At 60.6% G+C, this 17,296-nt stretch carries 16 protein-coding genes; 10 read left to right on the top strand and 6 right to left on the bottom strand.

The features are described from left to right. Positions 1 to 81 precede the first annotated feature (81 nt). Positions 82 to 1,902 carry a translational GTPase TypA gene (typA, locus tag ABTV87_RS01750; protein WP_007952502.1) on the bottom strand — a complete coding sequence of 607 codons (1,821 nt, stop codon included), beginning with the start codon at positions 1,900 to 1,902 and terminating at the stop codon, positions 82 to 84. A gap of 139 nt (positions 1,903 to 2,041) precedes the next feature. Next, entirely contained in the window at positions 2,042 to 3,496 is a 1,455-nt protein-coding gene (gene thiI / locus ABTV87_RS01745) for a tRNA uracil 4-sulfurtransferase ThiI (protein WP_433898905.1), read from the bottom strand. A gap of 327 nt (positions 3,497 to 3,823) precedes the next feature. Between thiI and glnA the strand changes: the two genes are divergently transcribed. From glnA to ntrC, 5 genes are all read left to right on the top strand, one after another. After that, positions 3,824 to 5,230, top strand: a complete 1,407-nt coding sequence (gene glnA, locus ABTV87_RS01740; protein ID WP_011332032.1) for a glutamate--ammonia ligase — start codon at positions 3,824 to 3,826, stop codon at positions 5,228 to 5,230. A 285-nt stretch (positions 5,231 to 5,515) separates the two neighbouring features. Further along, positions 5,516 to 6,025, top strand: a complete 510-nt coding sequence (locus ABTV87_RS01735) for a DUF4124 domain-containing protein (RefSeq protein ID WP_433898904.1) — start codon at positions 5,516 to 5,518, stop codon at positions 6,023 to 6,025. Next, entirely contained in the window at positions 6,022 to 6,645 is a 624-nt protein-coding gene (locus ABTV87_RS01730; RefSeq protein WP_433898903.1) for a DUF4124 domain-containing protein, read from the top strand. Before ABTV87_RS01735 ends, ABTV87_RS01730 begins: the two co-directional genes overlap by 4 nt. A 230-nt stretch (positions 6,646 to 6,875) precedes the next feature. Beyond that, on the top strand, positions 6,876 to 7,961 hold the full coding sequence (glnL, locus tag ABTV87_RS01725) for a nitrogen regulation protein NR(II) (RefSeq protein ID WP_085608657.1): 1,086 nt from the start codon (positions 6,876 to 6,878) through the stop codon (positions 7,959 to 7,961). Next, the gene (ntrC, locus tag ABTV87_RS01720; protein ID WP_007952518.1) at positions 7,958 to 9,394 is read left to right on the top strand and encodes a nitrogen regulation protein NR(I); all 1,437 of its coding nucleotides are present in this window, start codon (positions 7,958 to 7,960) and stop codon (positions 9,392 to 9,394) included. Before glnL ends, ntrC begins: the two co-directional genes overlap by 4 nt. A 410-nt stretch (positions 9,395 to 9,804) precedes the next feature. Here ntrC and ABTV87_RS01715 read toward each other — a convergent pair whose 3' ends face one another. Continuing rightward, the gene (locus ABTV87_RS01715) at positions 9,805 to 10,245 is read right to left on the bottom strand and encodes a hypothetical protein (protein ID WP_085608656.1); all 441 of its coding nucleotides are present in this window, start codon (positions 10,243 to 10,245) and stop codon (positions 9,805 to 9,807) included. Between ABTV87_RS01715 and ABTV87_RS01710 the strand changes: the two genes are divergently transcribed. After that, on the top strand, positions 10,244 to 10,699 hold the full coding sequence (locus tag ABTV87_RS01710; RefSeq protein WP_007952520.1) for a tRNA (cytidine(34)-2'-O)-methyltransferase: 456 nt from the start codon (positions 10,244 to 10,246) through the stop codon (positions 10,697 to 10,699). The two genes, ABTV87_RS01715 and ABTV87_RS01710, sit on opposite strands and share 2 nt — an antisense overlap. Before the next feature lie 64 nt (positions 10,700 to 10,763). On the opposite strand, the gene secB is transcribed toward ABTV87_RS01710, so the two are convergent. Genes secB through ABTV87_RS01695 form a run of 3 tightly spaced genes read right to left on the bottom strand, consistent with a single transcriptional unit; the run spans position 10,764 to position 11,976 of the window. Beyond that, on the bottom strand, positions 10,764 to 11,249 hold the full coding sequence (secB, locus tag ABTV87_RS01705; RefSeq protein WP_007909233.1) for a protein-export chaperone SecB: 486 nt from the start codon (positions 11,247 to 11,249) through the stop codon (positions 10,764 to 10,766). Between the two features lie 57 nt (positions 11,250 to 11,306). Continuing rightward, complete coding sequence (gene grxC, locus ABTV87_RS01700) at positions 11,307 to 11,561, bottom strand: glutaredoxin 3 (protein WP_007952522.1); 255 nt, start codon at positions 11,559 to 11,561, stop codon at positions 11,307 to 11,309. Position 11,562: 1 nt separating this feature from the next. Then, positions 11,563 to 11,976, bottom strand: coding sequence for a rhodanese-like domain-containing protein (locus tag ABTV87_RS01695; RefSeq protein ID WP_007952524.1), 414 nt, complete (start codon positions 11,974 to 11,976; stop codon positions 11,563 to 11,565). Positions 11,977 to 12,128: 152 nt separating this feature from the next. Between ABTV87_RS01695 and gpmI the strand changes: the two genes are divergently transcribed. The 4 genes from gpmI to ABTV87_RS01675 all read left to right on the top strand — a co-directional run bounded on the left by gpmI (position 12,129) and on the right by ABTV87_RS01675 (position 17,208). Next, complete coding sequence (gene gpmI / locus ABTV87_RS01690; RefSeq protein WP_433898902.1) at positions 12,129 to 13,655, top strand: 2,3-bisphosphoglycerate-independent phosphoglycerate mutase; 1,527 nt, start codon at positions 12,129 to 12,131, stop codon at positions 13,653 to 13,655. 136 nt (positions 13,656 to 13,791) lie between these two features. Continuing rightward, positions 13,792 to 15,078, top strand: coding sequence for a murein hydrolase activator EnvC family protein (locus ABTV87_RS01685; protein ID WP_115076224.1), 1,287 nt, complete (start codon positions 13,792 to 13,794; stop codon positions 15,076 to 15,078). Between the two features lie 31 nt (positions 15,079 to 15,109). Then, entirely contained in the window at positions 15,110 to 16,429 is a 1,320-nt protein-coding gene (locus tag ABTV87_RS01680; RefSeq protein WP_007952532.1) for a S41 family peptidase, read from the top strand. Positions 16,430 to 16,431: 2 nt separating this feature from the next. Next, positions 16,432 to 17,208: a divergent polysaccharide deacetylase family protein gene (locus tag ABTV87_RS01675; RefSeq protein WP_045121689.1), complete on the top strand. Its 777-nt coding sequence runs from the start codon at positions 16,432 to 16,434 to the stop codon at positions 17,206 to 17,208. The last annotated feature ends 88 nt before the right edge of the window (positions 17,209 to 17,296 follow it).

The raw sequence follows: 17,296 nt of genomic DNA, 5'->3' as shown, positions 1-17,296 counted from the left end.
GGAACAATACTTCCAAAAGCCAGACAAACAAAAACGCCCCCGGTCTCTCGACCGGGGGCGTTTTTTTAAGCCTGGGCTAAATTACGCCTTGGCTTTCTTGGCAGCGCGGGTACGCTCGCTTTCGTCCAGGATCTTCTTGCGAAGACGGATGGACTTAGGAGTAACTTCGCACAGCTCGTCTTCCTGGATGTATTCCAGAGCCTGTTCCAGGGTGAAGCGAACAGGTGGGACCAGAGCGATGGTTTCGTCTTTACCCGAAGCACGCATGTTGTCGAGCTTCTTGCCTTTGGTCGGGTTCACACCCAGGTCGTTGTCGCGGGAGTTCTGACCAACGATCTGACCGTTGTAGATCTCCTGGCCGTGTTCCACGAACAGCTTGCCACGAGCCTGCAGGGTTTCCAGGGAGTAGGTCAGTGCCTTGCCGGTTTCAACCGAAACCAGAACGCCGTTCTGACGGCCGGACATGTGGCCCGACTTCACTGGAGCGTAACGGTCGAAGATCGAGGTCAGGATGCCAGCACCGTTGGTCAGGGTCAGGAACTGGTTACGGAAACCGATCAGACCGCGAGCAGGGATGTTGTATTCCAGACGAACACGGCCTTTGCCATCCGGCACCATGTTGCTCAGGTCGCCTTTACGCAGACCCATTTCTTCCATGACCTTGCCCTGGGATTCTTCAGGGATGTCGATGGTCACGTTTTCGAACGGTTCCTGCTTCACGCCGTCAACTTCACGGATGATCACTTCAGGACGGCCCAGGGCCAGCTCGAAGCCTTCGCGACGCATGGTTTCGATCAGTACCGAGAGGTGCAGCTCACCACGGCCGGATACCTTGAACTTGTCAGCCGAGTCGCCTTCTTCAACGCGCAGTGCAACGTTGTACAGCAGCTCTTTGTCCAGACGATCCTTGATGTTACGGGAGGTCACGAACTTGCCTTCTTTACCGCAGAATGGCGAGTCGTTTACCTGGAAGGTCATGGAAACGGTTGGCTCGTCAACGGTCAGAGGCTTCATCGCCTCGACATTGTTGATGTCGCACAGGGTGTCGGAGATGAACAGCTCGTCGAAACCGCTGATGCAGACGATGTCGCCAGCTGCAGCTTCTTCAACGTCAACGCGGTGCAGACCGTGGTGACCCATCAGCTTCAGGATACGACCGTTACGGCGCTTGCCGTCGGCGCTGATAGCGACAACCGGGGTGTTCGGCTTGACGCGACCACGAGCGATACGGCCAACACCGATAACACCCAGGAAGCTGTTGTAGTCCAGAGCGGAGATCTGCATCTGGAACGGACCGTCACGGTCAACAGCCGGAGGCGGAACGTGGTCGACTACCGCTTGGTACAGCGCGGTCATGTCTTCGCCCATGGCGGTGTGGTCCAGACCGGCGATGCCGTTCAGGGCCGAAGCGTAAACAACCTGGAAGTCCAGTTGTTCTTCGGTAGCGCCCAGGTTGTCGAACAGATCGAAGATCTGGTCCAGAACCCAGTCAGGACGCGCGCCCGGGCGGTCAACCTTGTTGATGACCACGATTGGACGCAGGCCGGCTTCGAAAGCCTTCTTGGTCACGAAACGGGTTTGCGGCATAGGGCCGTCCTGGGCGTCGACCAGCAGCAGCACGGAGTCAACCATGGACATTACGCGCTCAACTTCGCCGCCGAAGTCGGCGTGGCCCGGGGTGTCCACGATGTTGATGTGGTAGCCGTTCCAGTTGATGGCGGTGTTTTTCGCCAGAATGGTAATGCCGCGCTCTTTTTCCTGGTCGTTGGAGTCCATCACGCGCTCGTCGTTGAGCTCGTTGCGCTCCAGAGTGCCGGATTGACGCAGGAGTTTGTCTACCAGGGTGGTCTTACCATGGTCAACGTGGGCAATGATGGCGATGTTGCGTAGATTTTCGATCACTTGTGTATCTCGATCAGAGGATTCGGTTTGCTGACAAGTCTTGGCAGCGATTGACAGTAGTGTCCGGCATGGCCGTTACAGCTTGACGGCGGTGTCGGGGGGCCGGTGACGCAGGCCACAGGCAAACAGCCCCGGGCACTTAGCTCGGTCGATAAACGCGCACATTGGCATGCCCCTCACTGAGCAAATGGTGGGCATGCAGGCGACTCATCACGCCTTTGTCGCAATACAGCAGGTACTGGCGAGTAGGGTCCAGTTCCTTGAAACGAGCGTTCACTGCGTAGAACGGCATCGTCTGTACCTCTATGCCGGCGAGTTCCAGCGGGTCATCCTCGGCGGCATCCGGGTGGCGGATGTCGATGACGATCTGACCGGCCAGCGCTTCGCTGACTTCTTCGATCTGCAAATCCTGGCCCAATTCGTCTATCACCCGATCGATCGGCACCATTCTGGCGTTTGCGAGCGCACGCTCGAGCACCGCCATGTCGAATTCCTGCTCTTCGTGCTCGACCCGGCCACGCTTGGCGGCGGTCTTCGGGTTGACCGAGATGACGCCGCAGTATTCCGGCATGTGCCGGGCGAAATTACCGGTACCGATCTGGTCGGCCGTGTCGATGATGTCCTGCTTGTGGGCGACGATCAGCGGTCGCAACACCAGCTTGTCGGTGACGCAATCGATGACCGACAGGTTCGGCAACGTCTGGCTCGACACCTGGGAAATCGCTTCGCCGGTGACCAGCGCATCGATGTGCAGGCGTTCGGCGATGCTCGACGCTGCGCGCAACATCATACGCTTCAATACAACGCCCATATGACTGTCGTCGACCTTGCCGAGAATTTCGCCCAATACTTCTTCGAACGGAACACTGACAAATAGCACGCGTTGCGAGCTGCCGTACTTCTTCCAGATGAAATGCGCGACTTCCATTACGCCCAATTCGTGGGCACGACCGCCCAGATTGAAAAAGCAGAAGTGCGTCATCAGGCCGCGACGAAGGATCTGGTACGCGGCAACCGTCGAGTCAAAACCGCCGGACATCAATACCAGCGTCTGCTCCAGCGCACCGAGCGGGTAGCCGCCGATGCCATTGTGCTGGCTGTGGATCACGAACAACCGTTTGTCGCGAACTTCGATGCGGACTTCGATTTCCGGCTGTTTCAGGTCGATTCCGGCGGCACCGCACTCACGGCGCAGCTTGCTGCCGACGTATTTTTCGACGTCCATCGAGCTGAACGCATGCTTGCCCGCACGCTTGCAGCGCACCGAGAAGATCTTCCCGGCCAGCGCATCGCCGTAGTGCTGCTTGCACTTCTCGGTGATGTCGTCGAAGTCACCCAGCGGGTACTCGTCGATCTGCAGAAAGTGCGCGATGCCCGGCATGCAGGTCAGGCGTTCGCCCATCTCTTTCAGGGCCTTGGGGTCGGTGACGCGGGTTTCCAGCTCGAGATTGTCCCACACACCGTTCACCACCACGGCCGGGTCCAGGTCGCGGAGCACGGTGCGGATGTTCTTGGCCAGCTGGCGGATGAATTTCGTCCGGACAGGTCGGCTTTTGATGGTGATCTCGGGGAAGACTTTTACGATTAGTTTCATGAAAACAGCGCGCGCAGGGCCAGCCGAAAAAGGGGGGCGCGGATTATAGCGGAAATTGCTCAAGGTTTAACCAGTTAATGTGCAGAAGGTTTTGCACGCACCAAAACGGGTCATTTTTCGATTTGAGCGCTACATTAAAGGGCGAGATTTTCGCCTTTAAGGCGCTTTCGACCTTTAGAAGCGTGAATTTGGGGCAAAAAACCCATGCTGGGGCACTGGCATGCAATTTGCTCCCTTGTGAGGCAGGTTGCCTTGGCAGAGTATTCGCGCCGGCATCACCACTATTAAGGGCATCCACTACCCGCCCTAATTCACCCGGAGGACACTATGTCGAAGTCGGTTCAACTCATCAAAGATCATGACGTCAAGTGGATTGATCTGCGCTTCACGGACACCAAAGGCACTCAGCACCACGTGACCATGCCGGCTCGCGATGCGCTGGAAGACGACTTCTTCGAAGTTGGCAAGATGTTCGACGGTTCCTCCATCGCTGGCTGGAAAGGCATCGAAGCCTCCGACATGATCCTGCTGCCGGACGACGAAACCGCCGTTCTGGACCCGTTCACCGAAGAGCCGACCCTGATCCTGGTCTGCGACATCATCGAACCTTCGACCATGCAAGGTTACGATCGCGACCCGCGCGCCATCGCCCGCCGCGCCGAGGAATACCTGAAGACCACCGGTATCGGTGACACCGTATTCGCCGGTCCAGAGCCTGAGTTCTTCATCTTCGACGAAGTGAAGTTCAAGTCCGACATCTCCGGCTCCATGTTCAAGATCTACTCCGAGCAAGGCTCGTGGATGTCCGACCAGGACGTGGAAGGCGGCAACAAAGGCCACCGTCCAGGCGTGAAAGGTGGCTACTTCCCGGTCCCGCCGTTCGACCACGACCACGAAATCCGTACCTCCATGTGCAACGCACTGGAAGAAATGGGCCTGACCGTTGAAGTTCACCACCACGAAGTGGCAACTGCCGGCCAGAACGAAATCGGCGTCAAGTTCAACACCCTGGTGAAGAAAGCCGACGAAACCCAGACCCTGAAATACGTTGTGCACAACGTTGCCGACGCTTACGGCCGCACCGCGACCTTCATGCCGAAGCCGCTGTACGGCGATAACGGTTCGGGCATGCACGTTCACATGTCCATCTCCAAAGATGGCAAGAACACCTTCGCAGGTGAGGGTTATGCCGGCCTGTCCGACACTGCCCTGTACTTCATCGGCGGCATCATCAAGCACGGTAAGGCCCTGAACGGCTTCACCAACCCGGCCACCAACTCCTACAAGCGTCTGGTGCCAGGCTTCGAAGCGCCGGTAATGCTGGCCTACTCGGCTCGCAACCGTTCCGCCTCGATCCGTATTCCTTACGTCAACAGCCCGAAAGGCCGTCGTATCGAAGCCCGCTTCCCGGATCCGGCTGCCAACCCGTACCTGGCTTTCGCAGCACTGCTGATGGCCGGTCTGGACGGTATCCAGAACAAGATCCACCCAGGCGACGCAGCTGACAAAAACCTGTACGACCTGCCGCCTGAAGAGGCGAAAGAGATCCCGCAAGTTTGCGGCAGCCTGAAAGAAGCCCTGGAAGAGCTGGACAAGGGCCGTGCGTTCCTGACCAAGGGCGGCGTGTTCTCCGACGACTTCATCGACGCTTACATCGCGCTGAAATCCGAAGAAGAAATCAAGGTCCGCACCTTCGTACACCCACTGGAATATGAGCTGTACTACAGCTGCTGATCCGGTAGCGCCGCGCTACGCGGCGTGACAAAAAGAGGCCTCCTTCGGGAGGCCTTTTTTATTGGCCGGAATTCGTTGGCGATGCACCACACAGTGGGAGCGGGCTTGCTCGCGAAGGCGTCGTATCAGTCAGCATCACCTCCAATGATCCGCCGCTTTCGCGAGCAAGCCCGCTCCCACAGGGACTTGTGGTGCTTGAATACATTTCTGGATGTGCAGCGAGTTGGGCCAACCGCCGCGACTGGCCTATGCTGCAACCCATCGTTTTCGTTTCCGGTCGATTTCATGGGTCGCACCCTTCTCTATATTCTGCTGCTGATCGCCCTGCCCTCTGCCGCGCAGATCTACAAGTACACCGACGCCAGCGGCAACACGGTGTACAGCGATCATGCGCCGGACGGCGTGCAGGCGCAGCCGGTGGAGTTGCCGCCGCTCAACAGCGTCCAGCCTCAGGCACCGAGCGCGCCCTCTTCAGACACCACCAGCCGCGAGCCTGCGCGAAATGCCTATGAAGTGCTGGAGCTGACCGGCCTGCCCACCGAAGAAGCCCTGCGCGCCAACAACGGCACCTTCACGGTCAGCGTGCTGATCAAGCCGCGCCTGCAACCGCCGCATCAATTGCGTCTGCTGCTGGACGACGCGCCTTATGGCCAGCCGAGCAACGTGCCGATCCTGCAACTGGTAAACGTTGACCGGGGCGAGCATCGGCTGGCGGTGCAGGTGATCAATGGCGAGGCGATCATTCAGCAGAGCCCGGCGGTGGTGTTCACCGTCCAGCGGGTACACAAGCCATGATGCGGGGATTGATTGCCCTGTGCCTGTTGCTGATCGCGTTTGGCGCATCGGCCGAGGTGTTCACTTACATCGACGCACAGGGCAATCGCGTCTACACCGATCAACCGCATGGCAACGCCAAGCGTGTGCCGCTGGCTACCAGCAATCGGATGGCCTCGAATCCGACCGCCGCTGCGCCGGTCACGCCGTCGAAGAAATCAGCAGAGCCGCCACTGTTCCACTACGACATGCTGCGCGTGCTGATCCCCGAGCCGGACGCGACCATTCGCAGCAGCGCCGGCGAGCTGATCGTCAGCGTCACCAGCGAGCCGGGCCTGCAACGAGGTCATCTGTATCGCCTGCTGCTGGACGGCCAGGCCGTCGGCGAACCCGGCCTGAGCCCGGTGTTCCCGCTGAGCAATATCGATCGCGGCAGCCACAACCTGTCGGTGGAGATCCTCGATGCTCAGGGCCGAACCGTGGAGAAAACCGCCAACCAGCCGTTCCACATGCAGCGCATTTCCCTGGCGCAGAAACGTCAGGTCAAACCCTGCGTCAGCGCCGACTACGGCGTTCGCCCGGAATGTCCGCTGAAAGACAAACCCGCCGAACCGAAAAATCCTTTCCTGCGTTTCTTCTGACGCCGTTCAGCTTTGCGCACTATATTGGTGCAATACGCTGCACCGTACTCACATCCCAACCCATTTTGGTTCGAAAGTACCCGCCAGAGCGGTTCGGCTGCCACGCAAACGAGCGTCAAACGCCCGTTTCAGGGGTTGAACGCTTCTTTTCGGAGCCTTGGTTTGGTTTTTGCATTTTCCTCGCATCAGCGCTGTATCCCTGCGCGCGCCATGCTCCAAAAGAGGTCCTCATGACCATCAGTGACGCACTGCATCGCTTGCTACTCGACAACCTGACCACCGCCACCATCCTGCTCGACAGCGAATTGCGCCTCGAGTACATGAACCCGGCGGCGGAGATGCTGCTGGCCATCAGCGGTCAGCGCAGCCATGGGCAGTTCATCAGCGAGCTGTTCACCGAGTCCACCGAGGCGCTCAACTCGTTACGCCAGGCGGTGGAGCAGGCGCACCCGTTCACCAAGCGCGAAGCGATGCTCACCGCTCTCACCGGCCAGACCCTGACCGTGGATTACGCGGTGACACCGATCCTCAGCAACGGCGCGACCCTGCTGTTGCTGGAAGTCCATCCCCGTGATCGCCTGTTGCGCATCACCAAGGAAGAGGCCCAGTTGTCGAAGCAGGAAACCAGCAAGATGCTGGTGCGCGGCCTGGCCCACGAGATCAAGAACCCGCTGGGCGGCATCCGCGGTGCCGCGCAACTGCTGGCCCGGGAACTGCCAGAAGACAGCCTGCGCGACTACACCAACGTGATCATTGAAGAGGCCGACCGCCTGCGCAATCTGGTCGACCGCATGCTCGGCTCGAACAAACTGCCGTCGCTGGCCCTGTGCAATGTCCACGAAGTGCTGGAGCGTGTCTGCCACCTGGTCGAGGCCGAAAGCCAGGGCTGCATCACGCTGGTGCGCGATTACGACCCGAGCATTCCCGACGTCCTGATCGACCGCGAACAAATGATTCAGGCGGTGTTGAACATCGTGCGCAACGCGATGCAGGCCATCAGCAGCCAGAACGAGCTGCGCCTGGGCCGCATCAGCCTGCGCACCCGTGCCATGCGCCAGTTCACCATCGGCCACGTCCGCCATCGTCTGGTGACCAAGATCGAGATCATCGACAACGGCCCGGGCATTCCGGCGGAACTCCAGGAAACCATCTTCTTTCCCATGGTCAGCGGCCGTCCGGACGGTACCGGGCTGGGCCTGGCCATCACCCAGAACATCATCAGCCAGCACCAGGGCCTGATCGAGTGTGACAGCCACCCCGGCCACACCACGTTTTCGATCTTTCTGCCACTGGAACAAGGAGCCACATCGACATGAGCCGTAGTGAAACCGTGTGGATCGTCGATGACGACCGTTCTATCCGTTGGGTTCTCGAAAAAGCCCTGCAACAGGAAGGCATGACCACCCAGAGCTTCGACAGTGCCGATGGCGTGATGAGCCGCCTCGCGCGCCAGCAGCCGGACGTGATCATCTCCGATATCCGCATGCCCGGTGCCAGCGGCTTGGACCTGTTGGCGCGGATCCGCGAGCAGCACCCGCGGCTGCCCGTGATCATCATGACCGCTCACTCCGATCTGGACAGCGCTGTCGCCTCCTATCAGGGCGGCGCGTTCGAATACCTGCCCAAGCCGTTCGATGTCGACGAAGCGGTGTCGCTGGTCAAGCGCGCCAATCAGCACGCCCAGGAACAACAGGGCCTGGAAGTCGCACCGACCCTGACCCGCACCCCGGAAATCATCGGCGAAGCGCCGGCGATGCAGGAAGTGTTTCGTGCCATCGGGCGCTTGAGCCACTCCAACATCACCGTGCTGATCAACGGCGAATCCGGCACCGGCAAAGAACTGGTGGCCCACGCCCTGCACCGCCACAGCCCAAGAGCGGCTTCGCCGTTCATCGCGCTGAACATGGCGGCGATCCCAAAAGACCTGATGGAATCCGAGCTGTTCGGCCACGAGAAAGGCGCGTTCACCGGCGCGGCCAACCTGCGTCGCGGCCGTTTCGAACAGGCCGATGGCGGCACGCTTTTCCTCGATGAAATCGGCGACATGCCGGCGGACACCCAGACCCGACTGCTGCGGGTGCTGGCCGATGGCGAGTTTTATCGCGTCGGCGGGCATGTGCCGGTCAAGGTCGATGTGCGGATCATCGCCGCGACGCACCAGAATCTGGAAACCCTGGTTCACGCCGGGAAATTCCGTGAGGACTTGTTCCACCGCCTCAACGTGATCCGCATCCACATCCCGCGTCTGTCGGACCGTCGCGAAGACATCCCGACCCTGGCCAAGCACTTCCTCAGCCGCGCCGCGCAAGAACTGGCGGTGGAGCCGAAGCTGCTGAAAAGCGAGACCGAGGAATACCTGAAGAACCTGCCGTGGCCGGGCAACGTGCGCCAACTGGAAAACACCTGCCGCTGGATCACCGTGATGGCGTCCGGGCGCGAGGTGCACATCAGCGACCTGCCGCCGGAACTGCTGAGCCTGCCGCAGGACTCGGCGCCAGTGACTAACTGGGAACAGGCACTGCGCCAGTGGGCCGATCAAGCCTTGGCGCGCGGTCAGTCGAGCCTGCTCGACAGCGCGGTGCCGGCGTTCGAGCGGATCATGATCGAGACCGCGTTGAAGCACACCGCCGGACGTCGTCGTGACGCTGCGGTCCTGCTGGGCTGGGGCCGCAACACCTTGACCCGCAAGATCAAGGAACTCGGCATGAAGGTCGATGGCGGGGATGACGATGAGGGCGATGAAGGCTGAGATTCAGCGCCAACCTGCACCGCCGCAAGGCACCGTGACCCTTAATCGGGCACGGTCATTGGCCCAGGCTTGCACTGTAAACCGCTGAAAACCCCAACCTGTAAAAAGACGAAGGCCCCGTATTACGGGGCCTTCGTCGTTGTGTCGGGCTTTTTTGTTTCAAAACGAGAAAAACTGGCACGCCCCCTGCAATAACTCCATCAGGTGATTCGATTCACCCACCCTTTCGGGGGCCTTGGTACAGGCAGGCCGGGGATTCCCCTCTTTACACCGGACTCATCGAGTCCACCCTTTTGGGGCCCTTGATACAGGCAGGTCAGGGGTTCCTTCTTTACACCGGCTCAGAACGCGATGCGATGAGCCCGCCCGTTTCGGGAACCTTGGTACAGGCAGGCCGGGGATTCCCTCTTTTATTGCTCCCGGAGATGGATCTCCAGCCGCCAGCGGTCATCGACCGCCTGGCCAACCCAGTCGCCTTGCAGCGGCCGCGCCGCCACCAGCGTCAGCAACAATCCCCCGTCACTCAGCCGCGTCCGCCAGTTCACGTCCTTGCCGTTGAACTTGAGCTGACCTTTCTGCGCCTTGCCTTCAGCCTCGAACAGCAACGCGAGGCTGCCATCGACGATCTCGCCGTGCAGCTTCGGCTCGTTGTTGAACCAGACCGCCAGACCGCCATCGATCACCTCGACCTGCTGCAAGACGGTTGGGTCAGGCGTGGTCAAACGGCCGATCATCATCCCGACCATCACACCGACGATCGCCAGCGATGCCATCACCCGCGGGAATAGTTTCGAACGCGGATCCGCTTGCGGCGTAGAATGCGCGTCATCTTTACCTTCGGAGCCGTGCATGTTTCACGTCATCCTTTTTCAACCGGAAATTCCGCCGAACACCGGCAACGTTATCAGGCTGTGCGCCAACAGCGGCTGCCACCTGCATTTGATCGAACCGCTGGGTTTCGAGATGGACGACAAACGCCTGCGCCGCGCCGGTCTCGACTACCACGAGTATGCCACTTTGCAGCGCCATGCCGACCTCGCCAGCTGCCTGGAAAGCCTCGGTCATCCACGGCTGTTCGCCTTCACCACCAAGGGTTCGCGGCCGTTTCACGATGCCGCGTTCGTCCCCGGCGATGCGTTCATCTTCGGCCCGGAAAGCCGTGGCCTGCCGCCGGAAGTGCTCGATGCCCTGCCCGGCGAACAGCGCCTGCGCCTGCCGATGCGCGAAGGCTGCCGCAGCCTGAACTTGTCCAATACTGTGGCAGTCGCCGTGTACGAAGCGTGGCGGCAGAACGACTTCAAGTAATGCCACTCGATCGCCCAAGAAAAAAGCGCCTGTAACGGCGCTTTTTTCTTGGGCGATCGACCGCTTACTGAACGGTCGGGGTCTCGCCGGACTCCTGCATGCGCTGCAGCTCTTGCGCGTACAGGGCGTCGAAGTTCACCGGGGCCAGCATCAGGGCCGGGAACGAACCGCGGGTCACCAGGCTGTCCAGGGTTTCGCGAGCGTACGGGAACAGGATGTTCGGACAGAACGCACCCAGGGTGTGGCTCATCGAAGCCGCGTCCAGGTTCTTTATCAGGAAGATGCCGGCCTGTTGCACTTCAGCGATGAAGGCCACTTCTTCACCGTTTTTCACGGTCACGGACAGGGTCAGCACGACTTCGTAGAAATCACCTTCCAGGGCTTTCTGGCGGGTGTTCAGATCCAGAGCGACCGCCGGATCCCACTGCTGGCGGAAGATCGCCGGGCTTTTCGGGGCTTCGAAGGACAGGTCGCGTACGTAGATGCGCTGCAAGGAGAATTGCGGTGCGGTTTCTTCTTCGCTGGCTGCAGTGTTCTGTTGGTCAGTCATCTCAGATCCTTTCTGATCTTGGGTCTTTTAGGGTTCTTGGTTTGCAGGTGCAGCAGTTCAGGCCTTGAGCAGCGCGTCGAGCTTGCCGGCGCGCTCCAGGGCATACAAATCATCACATCCGCCGACGTGGGTGTCGCCGATCCAGATCTGCGGCACGGACGTGCGTCCGGCCTTCTGGGCCATGGCGGCGCGCACCTGCGGCTTGCCATCGACCTTGATCTCTTCGAAGGCCACGCCTTTGTTCGCGAGCAGGTACTTGGCGCGCGAGCAGTAAGGGCAGTAATCGCTGGAGTAGACGATGACGTCGCTCATGTCACTTCACCAACGGCAGGTTGTCGCCTTTCCAGCTGGAAATCCCGCCGGACAGCTTGGCGGCGGTGAAGCCGGCCTTCATCAGTTCGCGGGCGTGGGTGCCGGCGGTCTGGCCCAGGGCGTCGACCAGAATGATGGTCTTGGCCTTGTGCTTTTCCAGCTCGCCGATACGGGCGGCCAGTTTGTCCTGGGGAATGTTCACCGCGCCAACGATGTGACCGGCGGCGTAGTCCTTGCTCGGACGGATATCGACCACCACGCCGGCTTCCTTGTTGACCAGTGCGGTCAGCTCGCCCGTGCTCAGGCTTTTACCGCCGCCCTGCACCGTATGCGCCAGCAGCAAAGCCAGCAGTACGACGAAGATACCGACAAGAATGTAGTGGTTAGTGGCAAATTCAATCAGGTGAGCAACCATCGAAGGAGGTTCCAGGGCGTTAAAATGTCGGCCAGTATACACAGCCACTATGGTCGGCCAAACCCCGTCCGGCGGTGACGCCGCCGGAACTTCGCTTTAAACTCCAACTCCCTTTTCCATCGCCCTCTTCTTATTAGCCACGAGTGGATTCCATGACTACCACGCCTAAACCTTTGGTCCTGATGATTCTCGACGGCTTCGGTCACAGCGACAGCCCCGAATCCAACGCCGTCTATGCGGCCAAAAAGCCTGTGCTGGATCGCCTGTGGGCCACCGTGCCGAACGGCTTGATCTCGGGCAGCGGCATGGACGTCGGTCTGCCGGACGGCCAGATGGGCAACTCCGAAGTCGGCCACATGAACCTCGGCGCCGGGCGCGTGGTGTATCAGGACTTCACGCGCGTGACCAAAGCGATCCGCGACGGCGAGTTCTTCGAGAACCCGACCATCTGCGACGCCGTGGACAAGGCCGTGGCCGCCGGCAAGGCCGTGCATTTCATGGGCCTGCTGTCGGATGGCGGCGTGCACAGCCACCAGGATCACCTGATCGCCATGGCCGAACTGGCCTTCAAGCGCGGCGCCGAAAAAATCTACCTGCACGCCTTCCTCGATGGCCGTGACACGCCGCCGAAGAGCGCTGCCTCGTCGATCGAACTGCTCGACGCGACCTTCCAGGCGCTGGGCAAGGGCCGCATCGCCAGCCTGATTGGTCGCTACTACGCCATGGATCGTGACAACCGTTGGGACCGAGTGTCCCAGGCCTACAACCTGATCGTTGATGGCAACGGCGAATTCAACGCCGCCACCGCCCAGGAAGGTCTGGAAGCCGCTTACGCCCGTGGCGAGAGCGACGAATTCGTCAAGGCCACCAGCATCGGTGAGCCGGTAAAAGTCGAAGACGGCGACGCCGTGGTGTTCATGAACTTCCGCGCCGACCGCGCCCGCGAGCTGAGCCGCGTGTTTGTCGAAGATGGTTTCAAGGAATTCGAGCGCGCACGCCAGCCAAAAGTGCAGTACGTGGGCCTGACCCAATACGCCGCCAGCATCCCGGCCCCCGCCGCCTTCGCGCCGGGCAGCCTGGAAAACGTGCTCGGCGACTACCTGGCGAAAAACGGCAAGACCCAGCTGCGCATCGCCGAAACCGAGAAATACGCCCATGTGACCTTCTTCTTCTCCGGCGGTCGTGAAGAACCGTTCCCGGGCGAAGAGCGCATCCTGATCCCGTCGCCGAAAGTCGCCACCTATGACTTGCAGCCGGAAATGAGCGCGCCGGAAGTCACCGATCGCATCGTCGAGGCCATCGAGAACCAGCGCTACGACGTGATCGTGGTCAACTACGCCAACGGCGACATGGTCGGCCATAGCGGCGTGTTCGAAGCCGCGGTGAAAGCCGTGGAATGCCTGGACACCTGCGTCGGCCGCATCGTCGAAGCACTGGAAAAAGTCGGCGGCGAAGCGCTGATCACTGCCGACCACGGCAACGTCGAGCAGATGGCCGACGAATCCACCGGGCAAGCCCACACCGCACACACCACCGAGCCGGTGCCGTTCATCTATGTCGGCAAGCGTGACCTGAAAGTCCGCGAAGGCGGCGTGCTGGCGGACGTGGCGCCGACCATGCTGAAACTGCTGGGCCTGGAAAAACCGGCGGAAATGACTGGCACTTCGATTCTGGTCTGATATCAAAAACGCCCTGTAATCAGCCTGAAACGGCTTTTTATGACGAACGCCTCAAAGCAGTTGGCTTTGAGGCGTTTTTTTTGCCGCGTCGGGCGGGCATACTAGGCCGTCCCTTACCCTGGTGCCGCCCGCCTCTATGCTTCGCGTCCTGATCGCCCTCGCTCTGACATGCCTGCTCCAACCGGCCTTCGCGGATGAGCGCGCGCAAACCCAACAGCAACTGGACGCCACGCGCCAGGACATCGCCGAGCTGAAAAAACTGCTGGGCAAGCTCCAGGAAGAAAAATCCGGCGTGCAAAAGGAGCTCAAGGGCACCGAAACCGAGATGGGCAAGCTCGAGAAACAGGTCGAAGCCCTGCAGAAAGAGCTGAAGAAGAGCGAATCCGAGCTGCAGCGGCTCGATGCGGAGAAAAAAAAACTCCAGAGCGCGCGCACTGAACAGCAGCGACTGATCGCCATCCAGGCCCGCGCCGCCTACCAGAACGGTCGCCAGGAATACCTCAAGCTGCTGCTCAACCAGCAGAACCCCGAGAAATTCGCCCGCACCCTCACCTATTACGACTACCTGAGCCAGGCTCGCCTGGAGCAGCTTAAAAGCTTCAACGAAACCCTGCGCCAACTGGCCAATGTCGAAAAGGACATCGGCTTGCAGCAGGCGCAATTGCTGGTACAGCAAAGCGATCTCGACACTCAGCGCGAAGCGCTCGACAAGGTCCGCAAGGAACGCCAGCAGGCCCTTGCCAAACTCAATGACGACGTGAAAGCGCGGGACCAGAAACTGGCCGCCCGCGAGCAGGATCAGGCAGACCTGTCTAAAGTCCTTAAAACCATTGAAGAAACCCTGGCCCGCCAGGCTCGTGAGGCAGAAGAAGCGCGGCAGAAAGCGCTCATCGCCCAGCAGGAAGCCGAAAAAAAGCGCTTGCGTGAGGCCGAGGCGGAAAACACCGACGCCCCACGCAAACCGGTCAGATCGACTCCCGGCGCCCTGGTGTCCAGCGGCGGCGAGACCTTCGGTGGCCCTTTTGCTTCAAGTCGGGGAAAACTTCCATGGCCGGTTGATGGTCGACTGCTGGCACGCTTCGGTGAAACCCGTGGTGACGATGCCCGTACCAAGTGGGACGGCGTGATGATCAGCGCCTCCGCCGGCAGCCAGGTGCATGCCGTACACGGCGGGCGCGTGGTGTTCGCCGACTGGCTGCGCGGTGCCGGGCTGCTGGTGATCCTCGATCACGGCAACGGTTTTCTGAGTCTTTACGGTCACAACCAGACGCTACTGAAGTCGGCAGGTGACGTGGTAAAAGCCGGTGAGTCCATCTCCACTGTGGGTAACAGTGGCGGCCAGGACACACCAGCGCTGTATTTCGCAATTCGTCAGCAGGGTCACCCGAGTGATCCGGCGCAATGGTGCCGTGCGCAAGGATAAGCACGCCATCTAATTCAGGAGTTCGTTCGACATGCTGCATTTGTCCCGCCTTACCTCGCTGGCCCTGACGATCGCCCTGGTGATCGGCGCGCCTCTGGCGTTTGCCGCTCAACCGGCTCCGGCCGTCGCTCCGGCAGGTACTGCCGCGACTTCCAAGGCGCCGTTGCCGCTGGAAGAGCTGCGCACCTTTGCCGAGGTCATGGACCGGATCAAGGCGGCTTATGTCGAGCCGGTGGACGACAAGACCCTGCTGGAAAACGCGATCAAGGGCATGCTCAGCAACCTCGATCCGCACTCCGCCTACCTCGGCCCTGAAGACTTCACCGAGTTGCAGGAAAGCACCAGCGGCGAGTTCGGCGGCCTGGGCATCGAAGTCGGCGCCGAAGACGGCTTCATCAAGGTCGTGTCGCCGATCGACGATACGCCAGCATCGAAGGCCGGCATCCAGGCCGGCGACTTCATCGTCAAGATCAACGGCGCGCCGACCCGTGGCCAGACCATGACCGAAGCCGTGGACAAAATGCGCGGCAAGATTGGCCAGAAAATCACCCTGACCCTGGTGCGCGACGGTGGCACGCCGTTCGACGTAACCCTCGCTCGCGCCGTGATTCAGGTGAAGAGCGTCAAGGCGCAACTGCTGGAATCGGGTTATGGCCTGATCCGCATCACCCAGTTCCAGGTCAAGACCGGCGAAGAGGTCTCCAAGGCCCTGGCCAAGCTGCGCAAGGACAATGGCAAGAAGCTCAACGGCATCATCCTCGACCTGCGCAACAACCCGGGCGGCGTATTGCAGGCAGCGGTGGAAGTGGTTGACCACTTCATCACCAAAGGCTTGATCGTCTACACCAAGGGCCGGATCGCCAACTCCGAACTGCGCTTCTCCGCCACCGGCAAGGACGAAAGCGAAGCGGTGCCGATGGTCGTGCTGATCAACGGTGGCAGTGCCTCGGCCTCGGAAATCGTCGCCGGCGCCCTGCAGGACCAGAAACGCGCCGTGGTCATGGGCACCACCAGTTTCGGCAAGGGCTCGGTGCAGACCGTGCTGCCGCTGAACAACGACCGCGCGCTGAAGATCACCACGGCGCTGTACTTCACGCCGAACGGCCGCTCGATCCAGGCCCAGGGCATCGTCCCGGACATCGAAGTACGCCGTGCCAAGATCACCAACGAGGCGGACAACGACTACTTCAAGGAAGCCGATCTGCAAGGCCACCTGGGCAACGGCAATGGCGGCGCGGACAAACCGACCGGTTCCGGCGGCAAGGCCAAGGCGATGCCGCAGGATGACGATTACCAGCTGGCCCAGGCCCTGAGCCTGCTCAAAGGCCTGAGCATCACGTCCGGCCGTTGAGGATGTCTTTGCGTTTCGTCTTTGTCCTGCTGTGCTGTCTGGCGGGTGCTGCTCACGCGGAACCTGCCAGACCAACACCTCAAAAAGCCTACCTGACGCTGATCATCGACGACCTGGGGCAGAACCTGCCCCGGGATCGCCGCGTGCTGGCCCTCCCCGGGCCGGTGACCACAGCGATCATGCCCGACACCCCGCATGCCACCGAATTCGCCCGCGAAGCCCATCGCGCCGGCAAGGTCGTGATCCTGCACATGCCGATGGACCCGGCCACCGGCCCGTTCGCCTGGCATCCCGAACTGCCCATCGAAGAACTTGAAAAACGCCTGAACGCTGCGTTCAAAATGGTCCCCTACACCGCCGGCATCAACAACCACATGGGCAGTCGCATGACTGCACAACCAGTGGCGATGGCGTGGTTGATGGGCGAGTTGCAGCGCCGCCACAAGTTCTTCGTCGACAGCCGCACCAGCGCCCAGACCGTCGCTGCGCAACAGGCGCAGAAAATCGATCTGGCGAGCGTTTCGCGGGATGTGTTTCTCGATGACGAACGCACCGAAGCGGCGATCCTGACGCAGTTGCAGACGGCGATCAGCCTGGCGCACAAACAGGGTTCGGCCGTGATGATCGGCCATCCGTATCCACAGACTCTGGCTGTGCTGGAGCGTGAGTTGCCGAAGTTGAAGGCTCAGGGCATCGAGTGGATCGACATCAAGCAAATGATCAGCGTACGCAGTAATCGTGCGACAGCCGCTCATGGCAAAGACGGCGTTTACCGGTAACAAGTTGTCACCAAGCAATAAATAGATACCGCAGGACGCCACCTCCAGACCCGGATATTGAGACCCGTCGCGGCCACCGTGCCGTTTT

Origin of the sequence: Pseudomonas sp. PSE1(2024), from assembly GCF_050990555.1 — a bacterium.
In the GTDB taxonomy this organism is placed as follows: Bacteria; Pseudomonadota; Gammaproteobacteria; order Pseudomonadales; family Pseudomonadaceae; genus Aquipseudomonas; species Aquipseudomonas aphyarum.
The sequence above is the reverse complement of the archived record's forward strand: the minus strand, read 5'-3'. Positions and strand labels throughout refer to the sequence as shown.

Bases quoted from the DNA above. Each gene is read 5' to 3' on its own strand.
- glnA (WP_011332032.1), top strand. From the start codon at position 3,824: ATGTCGAAGTCGGTTCAACTCATCAAAGATCATGACGTCAAGTGGATT.
- ABTV87_RS01735 (WP_433898904.1), top strand. From the start codon at position 5,516: ATGGGTCGCACCCTTCTCTATATTCTGCTGCTGATCGCCCTGCCCTCT.
- gpmI (WP_433898902.1), top strand. From the start codon at position 12,129: ATGACTACCACGCCTAAACCTTTGGTCCTGATGATTCTCGACGGCTTC.
- grxC (WP_007952522.1), bottom strand. From the start codon at position 11,561: ATGAGCGACGTCATCGTCTACTCCAGCGATTACTGCCCTTACTGCTCG.
- ABTV87_RS01695 (WP_007952524.1), bottom strand. From the start codon at position 11,976: ATGGTTGCTCACCTGATTGAATTTGCCACTAACCACTACATTCTTGTC.
- ABTV87_RS01685 (WP_115076224.1), top strand. From the start codon at position 13,792: ATGCTTCGCGTCCTGATCGCCCTCGCTCTGACATGCCTGCTCCAACCG.
- ABTV87_RS01730 (WP_433898903.1), top strand. From the start codon at position 6,022: ATGATGCGGGGATTGATTGCCCTGTGCCTGTTGCTGATCGCGTTTGGC.
- ABTV87_RS01715 (WP_085608656.1), bottom strand. From the start codon at position 10,245: ATGCACGGCTCCGAAGGTAAAGATGACGCGCATTCTACGCCGCAAGCG.
- secB (WP_007909233.1), bottom strand. From the start codon at position 11,249: ATGACTGACCAACAGAACACTGCAGCCAGCGAAGAAGAAACCGCACCG.
- glnL (WP_085608657.1), top strand. From the start codon at position 6,876: ATGACCATCAGTGACGCACTGCATCGCTTGCTACTCGACAACCTGACC.
- ntrC (WP_007952518.1), top strand. From the start codon at position 7,958: ATGAGCCGTAGTGAAACCGTGTGGATCGTCGATGACGACCGTTCTATC.
- ABTV87_RS01675 (WP_045121689.1), top strand. From the start codon at position 16,432: ATGTCTTTGCGTTTCGTCTTTGTCCTGCTGTGCTGTCTGGCGGGTGCT.
- ABTV87_RS01680 (WP_007952532.1), top strand. From the start codon at position 15,110: ATGCTGCATTTGTCCCGCCTTACCTCGCTGGCCCTGACGATCGCCCTG.
- ABTV87_RS01710 (WP_007952520.1), top strand. From the start codon at position 10,244: ATGTTTCACGTCATCCTTTTTCAACCGGAAATTCCGCCGAACACCGGC.
- thiI (WP_433898905.1), bottom strand. From the start codon at position 3,496: ATGAAACTAATCGTAAAAGTCTTCCCCGAGATCACCATCAAAAGCCGA.